Source organism: [Flexibacter] sp. ATCC 35208, from assembly GCF_001975825.1.
GTDB lineage: Bacteria > Bacteroidota > Bacteroidia > Chitinophagales > Chitinophagaceae > Chitinophaga.
This window is the reverse complement of sequence record NZ_MTKN01000116.1, coordinates 1-9531: the sequence shown is the minus strand read 5'-3', so window position 1 is coordinate 9531 and position 9531 is coordinate 1. Positions and strand designations below refer to the sequence as shown.

At 43.9% G+C, this 9531-nt stretch carries 6 protein-coding genes; 1 reads left to right on the top strand and 5 read right to left on the bottom strand.

Annotated features, from left to right (window positions below; translation table 11 throughout):
- Positions 1-78 precede the first annotated feature (78 nt).
- The 4 genes from BW716_RS33555 to pepE all read right to left on the bottom strand — a co-directional run bounded on the left by BW716_RS33555 (position 79) and on the right by pepE (position 6660).
- Complete coding sequence (locus BW716_RS33555) at positions 79-1650, bottom strand: SusD/RagB family nutrient-binding outer membrane lipoprotein (protein ID WP_083730427.1); 1572 nt, start codon at positions 1648-1650, stop codon at positions 79-81.
- A 38-nt stretch (positions 1651-1688) separates the two neighbouring features.
- The gene (locus tag BW716_RS33550) at positions 1689-4967 is read right to left on the bottom strand and encodes a SusC/RagA family TonB-linked outer membrane protein (protein WP_083730426.1); all 3279 of its coding nucleotides are present in this window, start codon (positions 4965-4967) and stop codon (positions 1689-1691) included.
- A 719-nt stretch (positions 4968-5686) separates the two neighbouring features.
- On the bottom strand, positions 5687-5956 hold the full coding sequence (locus tag BW716_RS33545) for a hypothetical protein (protein WP_083730425.1): 270 nt from the start codon (positions 5954-5956) through the stop codon (positions 5687-5689).
- Between the two features lie 2 nt (positions 5957-5958).
- Complete coding sequence (pepE, locus tag BW716_RS33540; RefSeq protein WP_083730424.1) at positions 5959-6660, bottom strand: dipeptidase PepE; 702 nt, start codon at positions 6658-6660, stop codon at positions 5959-5961.
- 44 nt (positions 6661-6704) lie between these two features.
- On the opposite strand from pepE, the gene BW716_RS33535 reads away from it, so the two are divergent.
- Positions 6705-6899 (top strand): hypothetical protein, encoded by a 195-nt coding sequence (locus BW716_RS33535; RefSeq protein WP_083730423.1) that lies wholly within the window; start codon positions 6705-6707, stop codon positions 6897-6899.
- Between the two features lie 181 nt (positions 6900-7080).
- On the opposite strand, the gene BW716_RS33530 is transcribed toward BW716_RS33535, so the two are convergent.
- Complete coding sequence (locus BW716_RS33530) at positions 7081-9444, bottom strand: TonB-dependent receptor (RefSeq protein ID WP_083730422.1); 2364 nt, start codon at positions 9442-9444, stop codon at positions 7081-7083.
- Positions 9445-9531: the final 87 nt, after the last annotated feature.

The window sequence follows — 9531 nt, the reverse complement described above, 5'->3', positions numbered from 1 at the left end:
TAAACAACTTCAAAATAAAAAAAATAGGGATGTACCAGAAGATACATCCCGTTTGACTAAACACTTATCTCTACTTATCTAATTAACATCCCAGAAGATCTTCGTATCCCTGGTATCTTTACCAGATACCGCAGAATAGTTAGCACTGTTATACAGTTGTTCCGAAGACGGATAAAGTAGGCGGGTTGGAGGTGTACTACCACTGGAAGAAGTGGATGTAGCAAAGCTCAGCACCGGATAACCGGTTCTTCTGTACTCTGCCCATGCCTGGCCCGATTGCAGAATAAAGAAGTTCATCCATTTCTGCGTGTAGATCTTGGCCAGCTTTTCTGTAGTGGTACCGCTGTAGGCAATATCGCTCTGCAGCAGGTAAGTACTGATGGTAGCAGTTGTAGGTGCAGTCAGCGCAGTCCAGTCACCACTCTTCAGCACCATTTTGCTATTGATACTATAATAGAAAGCGGTAGACTGAGTAATACCAGTTTCATAGTCAGTCTGCGCTGTTCCGAGACTCCATCTTTCATCTGCTTCTGCTTTCAGGAAGCTCACTTCTGCAGCGGTCATCAGCACGGCCGGAATATTATAGTTGTAAAAGAAAGTTGCAGAATCATATGTAGCATAGCCACCTGCTTCGTATTCTGTAGATGTACCAGTGGATGGGAATCCTTTGAAACCATTCGTACCATCTGCATCCCAGAACACATCTGTACGTGGATCTCCATTTGCGACCATCAGCGTATCCAGCAGGTAAGCAGGTGCGTATGGGTAACCGCTGAACACATCATATAAATCACTCTTTAAAGCAGTTGGGCTCATCCAGACCACCGCATTGTAATCATTGGCAGTAATCATTGGATATGTACCTGCATCTGCCAGCATGGTAGTGACTTCAGATTTTGCAGTCGACTCATCATAATTGGATATTCTCATCAGCAAACGCAGGCGCAATGAATTTGCATAACGCTGCCATTTGGTTAGATCCCCGGAAAACATAAGGTCCTGTTTTGCCAATTCAGTCGTAATGGCAGTAGTAAGGGAAGCGGTATCAAAGTATGTATTGAGCACTTTCAGGTTTGTAATCATCGTGTCGTACAGGCTGGCGGCATCATCGAATGCTGCATAACTGAGCGACTTACTCGAGTTCAGGGAATTGGCCTCTGAAAAAGGTATATCTCCCCAAAGATCTATCATCTGTGCCGCCTGGTCATAAACGATCACCTGTGCACACTTCAGGAATACCTGTTGTAATTCCTGTTGTGAAGATGACAATTCATTATAAGCAGCCTGCATTTCACGATAATTGCTCATGATACCGGGACCGGAATAGTTGTAATCAGTACCGGTAGCACCATCGTAAAAATCTACCCAACGGTTCTCAGTGTATGTCGTAGATGGAATATACATCTGGGCAGTGGGATCAATAGCCGCAGTCTGTGAATACCCGGCCGTATAAGGCATGATAAAGGTGTACCCGTCCCAGTAAGAAGGATGGATCCTTTTGTTTAAGAACATACCCGAAAGCAATTTACCCATGGAGCCGGTGGTGGTCAACTCCGGGTTCGCGTAATTCTCTTCCAACTGTTTCTTACAGGAACTGAAAGTACCCGCAAGTAATGTAAGGAAAGCAATATTGATGAATAGACGTTTCATTTGTGATCTGATTTAGGCAAATAGTTTAGCAATTAAAATTAGAAGCGCGCACGTAAGCTGGCTCCGAGACTACGGGTAGGACCGGCAGTACCGTTGTCAACCCCCTGGTTCACCCAGCTGGAACCTACTGCCACTTCAGGATCTAAACCATAAGGCAGCGACTTGTACAGGTAAAACAGGTTGCGACCTATCAGTGACACCTGTAATTGTTGTACATGCAGACGCTGTGTGACTTTTTTAGGCATGCTGTAGGAAAATGCTACTTCACGAACTTTGATATAACTATTATTAAATACTGCAGCAGAATAATCACCATCTGTACGCCAGTTGAATGTATTCTCGTAATACGCGGCCGCAGTAATTACCTTTGTGTTGGTAGCACCGGTAGAGGTTACCCCATTCAGGATCAAACCATCATGACGTTCACCACTTTCGCTGGCAGTGTAATCAGCAGTTGCATCATCATTCGCAACATAACTGATACCACCATGTGCTGCATCTCTGTATTTCAGGGTGCTCTTAAACATACCTGCGCCGACCTGGTAGTAAGTAGGGATAGATACCAGCTTGCCACCAAAGCGGTAATCGAGTGTGAAGTCTAATGTAAAAGCTTTATAGCTGATAGTGTTTGAGAAACCACCCACTACCTTTGGCATAATGTTACCAACGTATTTGTAAGAATTGGCATCTACGGTGTAGTAACCATCATCACTTACCACTTTGTTACCACTGGCATCAGACGTCATCGGGTGCACATAAATATTACCCAGCGCATCGCCTATTTCAGAGCGCAGGATCAGGTAACCACCACCTTCAACATCATTCGTAAGACTGGTAAGACCACTACCCAATTCAGTCAGCTTGTTCCTGTTGATTGCGAAGTTGAAACGGGTACTCCAGCGGAAATTCTTTGTTTCTATTGGAGTGGCACTGATGGCAGCTTCCACACCGTAGTTGGAAATACTACCTGCATTTACCAGTGCTGATGTGGCACCACTGGAAGGAGCTGTACTTGCCGTAAGTATTTGTTTATTGACCTTGTTATTGTAATAACTCAGGTCCAGGCCAATTTTACCATCAAGGAACCTGGTTTCCAGGCCGATTTCCGCCTCACGTTTCTGTTCGGATACGATATTTTCATTACCAAACCCGGAAGCATTAGGCTGCTGATAAAGAATAGTCGCACCATCGTATGCCAGTGAGTATTGGTTGTAAGCCACATTCGCAGCATAAATAGCAGGATGGTTACCCACCAGTCCATAAGATGCCCTCAACTTTCCATAGTTCATCCAGGAAGGCATTTTAACCACATCAGAAAATACAAAACCTGCATTCACGGAAGGATAAAAATAAGAGTTTACATCGGATGGCAATGTAGAAGTACCTTCATAGCGACCGGTAGCTTCTAAATAAAGGAAACTCCTATAGCTCAGGTTAAGCATACCGAAAGCCGCCACATCCAACTGCGTGGCTCTTGCGGAAGAAGCAGTAACAGTGCTGGCAGAGTTGCTCAGGCTGAACCAGTTCTCATTTACCAGACCATCTGCTGTCGAAGTTTTCTGGTAAGTATAAGTCTGTTTTCTACCGGAAGCACCACCTGTGGCAGAGAGGTCAAAGTCTTTATTAATTTTAGGATTATACGTCAACAGGACGTCACCATATGTCACGTTGTTATTACGTGTTTCCAAAGAATATGCCCCTGTATAACCCACCGATGCCGGCTGTGTATTATGTTCTTTATCAGCAGCGCTCCAGCCGGTATAGTCACCACCGATGCGACCGCGGAATTTCAGGTTGTCCAGCAGGCTTACATTCAGCGTGATACTGTTGATGAAGCGATTTTGTGTTTCATCATAACTGTTACGCAGATTGGTATACAGGTAGTCCAGCAGGTTGGTAGCACGTATGTTGTAAGCTAACTTCTCATCCTGATCATAGTTACTGTTGTTGTACGTTACATATTTATACCCGTTAGATGTTTTGTACTTGTTGTAATACGTACCCATATCATCCATACGGCTGAAGAAACCGCCATATGAACCGAAAATGTTACTCATCGCATAGGCCCGGTTATGGGTAAAATTATTGTTGTAGGTAGATACGAGATCCACTGACACTTTTTTATTCAGCTTGAGTGTACCGTTAAAGTTAAAGTTGTTTTTATTCAGGTTGCTACCTGGCATAATACTTTTATAATCGGTACGGGTATAAGACATACGATAATTCCCATTCTCGCTGGCATTTGACAATGCTATATTCACGTTAGAGTTATAACCCTGCTGATAAAATTCTTTGTAGTTATTTTTGTTGGCCTTATAGGTACGGGTAGAACCATCCCAGTACTTCACTGAGCTGTTGTCGAACTTAGGACCAAACTGTGCGTAAGAACGATAGTAAGGATGCTTAGAACCATTCGAATCGGTCACCCAGCCTTCGTAGTCAGCAATACCATTCCCTACGTTGGTCTGCGCATCGTAGCCCGGACCATATTCGTTCTGGTAGTCAGGACTGTTCGCAATGTTCTCAAGGTTATAGGTGTAATTGATATCTACACCAAGGCCCCTGCTTTTGCTACCTTTTTTGGTGGTAATTACCACAACACCGTTGGTGGCTTCAGAACCGTAGAGAGCAGATGCACTAGCGCCTTTCAATATCGTAAGACTTTCGATATCTTCCGGGTTGATGTCAAGTGCACCGTTTCCATCAATACGACTGTTGGTCGTACCCCATGACTGGGAAGTCAGCGTGTTGAAGTTACGGATAGGGATACCATCTACTACATACAAAGGTTGTGTATTCATCCCATAGGAAGAGACACCTCTTACCTGTATGGATACTGCACTACCAGCACCACCGGGAGCAGATACGATCTTCACACCGGCTGCTTTACCATAAAGTGCAGAAGCAAAGTTGGTCGATCCCGTCTTGGTAAGTTCTTTCGAACTGACGGTGCTTACAGCATAACCGAGTGCACGTGCTTCTCTTTTAATACCCATAGCGGTAACCACTACTTCATTGAGGCCTGTCTGATCGGGTGCCATTTGTACAGAAGATGCTGCAGATGCAGCTACTTCCTGCTTCAGATAACCAATGTACGAGAAGATCAATGTAGCGCCGGGAGCGACTTTCAATGAAAACTTTCCGCCGTCGCCGGTACTTGCACCATTGCTGGTACCTTTTTCCTGCACGCTTACACCCACAAGTGGGTTGCCTTTTTCATCCTGTACAGACCCCGAAACTGTTTTCTTTTCCTGTGCAATGGCTCCGAAAGCGCATAGCAGAAACAGGACCGTACATACAATAAACGATCTTTGCATTGAGTTGCTAATTTTTGTTGATAATATAGAGTGTGTTAAAGCAAAAAACTTCCCCTTGCTGTGTTATAGACACAGCCTGAATTTTATTCTATTTGATATAAGGATCCCCTTTACTACATGCGAGGCATGTAGTTTAAATTGTTTATGAAAATAATTCCCCTCTTACTACACGTGTTACATGCAGTTCATTTTGATTTTGAAAATAGTTCCCCATTACCACATGCATGACATGCGGGTGAATTGTTTTTTTTGATAATAGCTTCCTGTTTACTGCACGTGGAACATGCAGCGAATTAAGATTTTGGAAATTATTATTCAATTAGTGTAGGTATTACACAGCTAAGTTCTCCTTGTTACATTTAATAAGTGATTGCCCTTCTTTCATGTTCATTGTTCGTTCAAATATTCACATGTCTTTCGCAACGATTACAGCTAGGATAAAATGGAGATAAAGCTCTACAGGAAAAAGGTTAGATGGAGAAGGTGTTTCAGAGGAAGTAAATAAGTATGATGTGTTAAACTTAAGTAAACTTTTTAGAATTAACAAAACATAATGTTAAATAAGCGAAAAGATAATTAGACTGTGATAAAAAAATATTAAAAAGAGGGTGTATTATAAATAAATGCCCCCTGAGAATCGCTTAAAATGGGCGCTGGCTGCATCAGGTATCCGAATGAAAAGAGGGTGTATCTAACTTTTGAGTTCACCCTCTTTCTGCTTAAATGATCTTTTCTAAAACAATCACGAATAGTATTGCGGCTGCAATGAGAAGCGGCCTGAAAAACAATGGTCTTCGCTTTTTTATCGCGAGTGCACCAGCTGCGTAAACCGCTATGAATGCAGATAACAGGATGCATGCGGTGTTGATCTCTTCCGTGATCAGTAAGGACAATGCCATAGGAATAAACAGCAGGCTAAGCGTAACAGGAATATCCTTGTATCGCTGTGCTTTGATCTGCCTGCGAAGGGAACGTATATTAAGTATCATATTTAGATTTTAATGTCACTGCCTGCTGATAATTCGTAAGGTGTTTTACCCTGTTCGAATATTTTTGCAGGCATGGAGCCTTCAAGGCGGATTTCATTTCCTTTGATACGTATCCAACTGCCTTCGCGCAGACCGATCACTGGAATAGATTGCTGGGTATGAAATTCGAGTATACGGGTTTCTCTGGTTTCACCCATGTGAGGAACACCGGGAGTTGGTTCCTGGTAGTGAGGGTTTAAATTGTACGGCATTAAACCCATGGTATGGAAACTGGGCGGATATACAATCGGCATATCGTTCGTCGTTTGCATATTCACACCACCGATATTACTGCCGGCACTTGCGCCGATATAAGGTGTGCCTTTGGAGACAACATCGCTGAGCAGGTCCATTAATTTGAGCTCATGCAGTTGTTTTACCAGGACGAAGGTATTGCCGCCACCTGTGAAGAAGCCTTTGGCTTCGCGGATAGCCTGTGCAGGATCTGCGAAAGTATGAAGCCCCTTTACATGGATGCCGATAGTGGCGAGGCCAGCGCTAGCCCGGGCAGTGTATTCATCGTGCGAGATGCCACCTGGACGGGCGTAAGGAATGAAGATGATTTCATCGATACCGGCAAAGAGTTCCTGCATGACCGGGAGGAGGTACTGAAGGTATTTTTCACCGTAAAGGGTAGAAGTACTGGCAAGTACAACGTTTTTCATGAATATCGGTTTAATATTATGGTACAAAGGTATATATAAGTTCTATGATGAAAAAAGTAATCGATGTTATCGTGGGGATTGTAATGCCACTTTTGAGCATGGTGCATGGGTATTGGCTGGAGATTGAAGGTAGTGGTAAGGTGGGTGAAACCGTGACGCTAAAGGTCTATTTTGGGGAGATTGATGATAATAAAGTCAGATATCGAGGTAATTATTCTTATTATAAGAAACATTCATGAAAGAGGGAATTCACAAACGGGGGATGAAAACCATTGTCAAAGAAAAAGGGGATATATCCTGAATAACAGGAAGGCCATGAGAATTCTCCCCATCTGGTACCCGAATAAAAAAGGGGCGTCTTGAAGTTTTGAGTTCTTATGTTTGAAAAAGGAAACATGGCTTCGAGACTCCCCCTTTTATTTAGAATTTTAATGCGAAACTACCCAACACCCTTGTCGGTGGTTGCGGTGTCAACCTTACAGACCATGCTTTCTGGCTGGTCAGGTTATCTACCTTCACACCAATACGATACTTAGATCTCTCATAAAACACTGATGCATCCAGCATCACATAAGAAGGAATGGTAATTTTTGTAGTGCGTGTGTTTGTCTGATAAGACATATCGCCACCATTACCACCAAAACCAAATCCAAGCCCATTCAGTTTACCACTGGAAATATGATAGCTCGCCCAGAAGTTCCACATATTAGGAGGACCGGATAATGCTGGCCTTAAACCCAGTGTAGCACTATCAGACTTTGTATATTTACTATCGTTATATGCATAACCTGCCACGATGTTCAACCCTTTAACCGGGTTTACAGTGATCTCAGCTTCCAGCCCTTTGCTACGCTGTGTACCATTCTGTTTGCTGTAACCATCATGCTCCAGATCGGTAATGATCACATTCTTCACCTGGATATCGTAGTAGCTCAAAGTACCTACCAGTTTATGCTGCCATACATCCACTTTCACACCGCCTTCCAGTTGGTTACCTTCTTCCGGTTTGAATGCATTGCCCGCATAGTCAGTACCGGTTTCATGGAAGAAGCCATTCATATAGCTTCCAAATACGGACACCTTATCTTTCAGCACTTCATACACCAGACCCAGTTTTGGTGACAGGGCTGTCTGGTGATAATTGGTACCCGCAGCAGTGGTGTCGTATACAATGCTATGCGTACCCTGTGCACGATAGTAATCTACACGCAGACTCACCATGGCCATCAGGTTCTTTGTGATATTGAACACATCAGAAGCATATGCTGCATAGCTATTATCACCATTGTTTTCGTTACGGATAGCGGTACCGGTAGCCACTGCCACTAATGAATCGACTTTGGATTTACTAAGGCGATAGTTGGCACCCGGATGCTGGAAATTAATAGTGGGTCCTGCCACAGTCGTTCTGTCAAAAGAGTTGCTGTTATTATAATAGTCTAAGCCCACTACCATACGGTTGCGGAATTTACCGATGCGGAAATCACCTATAAAATTCTGCTGAATATCAGTAGCGATGAAGGTAGTATAACCCGAAATCACACTGGCACGCAGGGTAGAATCCGTACGACCATTCAGCGCATTGATATACCCATTGATGGAAGAACGGGCACGGGATACCACGGTTTGAGAGGTCCAGTGATCGGAGATCTTATAGTTGATCTGGGCGAAGATGTTCATCATCTGTGTCTGGTAAGCCAGTTCATTGCTCAGGAAGAGTCGCTTGTAAGGGAACTTCATATCGGCAATAGAGAGCGTTTTACCGCCACCTGTGTAAGGGTTGAACCGAACTACAGAAGTACCTTTTTCCTGCCCAAATTCCACATCTAACAGCAGGGAAAGACGATCCGTGATCTGGTAAGAGAAACTTGGCGCCAGGCTCAGGTTATTAGTAAAGCCCATATCCTGGAAACTCTTCTGGAAGGTAGTAGCACCATTCAGACGGAAGAGCATTGTTTTCTCTTTATTAACGGGTGTATTGACATCTACGGTTAGACGGTTGTAGTTCCAGCTACCTCCGGTAAAGGAAACCTCACCACCAAAACCGTTGAAAGGCTTCTTGGTAACCCGGTTGTACAAACCACCATAGCTGCTGGAGATATTGGTACCGAACAGGGTGGCAGACGGGCCTTTGATAGCTTCTACCCTTTCCAGGTTCACAGGATCCAGGGTGGCGAAAGCTGCACCAGCTACACCGTTACGCGCATTGGGTTCTGTTTCAAAACCGCGCTGGCGGAAGGTAACACGACCCTGATTAGCAATCATGGGAATACCTGCACCGGGTACGTTTTTGGATATGCTACCCAGGTCTACAGACATCTGTTCTTCGATCAGTTCCTTTGGCACCACGTTGTAAACTTGTGGGTTCTCGAGGTTCTTTAGGGGAAGACGGCTTACGTAGTAGCTTTCTTTCCTGGAGAACTTATTGACATTCCCGATTACGCGCACTTCCTGTAAAACCTGGATATTTTCTTTGGATAACTGGTAATCAAGTACAGCCGGCCGACCGGGAGTCACTGCCACACTGAATTCTTTTTGTGCAGCACCAAGGAGCTGGATCCTTAGGGTGTAAGTACCAGGATTGATGTCTTCTATTTTATAATTACCATCGTTGTCAGTAAGGGTACCTTTCTGTAATTCAACGATAGAAACTGAAACTAGTTCAATTGGTTGGCCATCGAAGGTGGTAATGCGGCCGGTAATGGCGCCGCTATATTGTGCAAATAGTACAATTGGAAAGCAAAATAGTATAAGAAGTAGTGTGATCCTAAACATTCCTGACATGCAAAAAAATTTACGCAAAATTACAGCCCGGAATCGGGGAGAATTTACGCAATCGGGAAAAGTTTAAAAATGAAGTTGTTTATACTT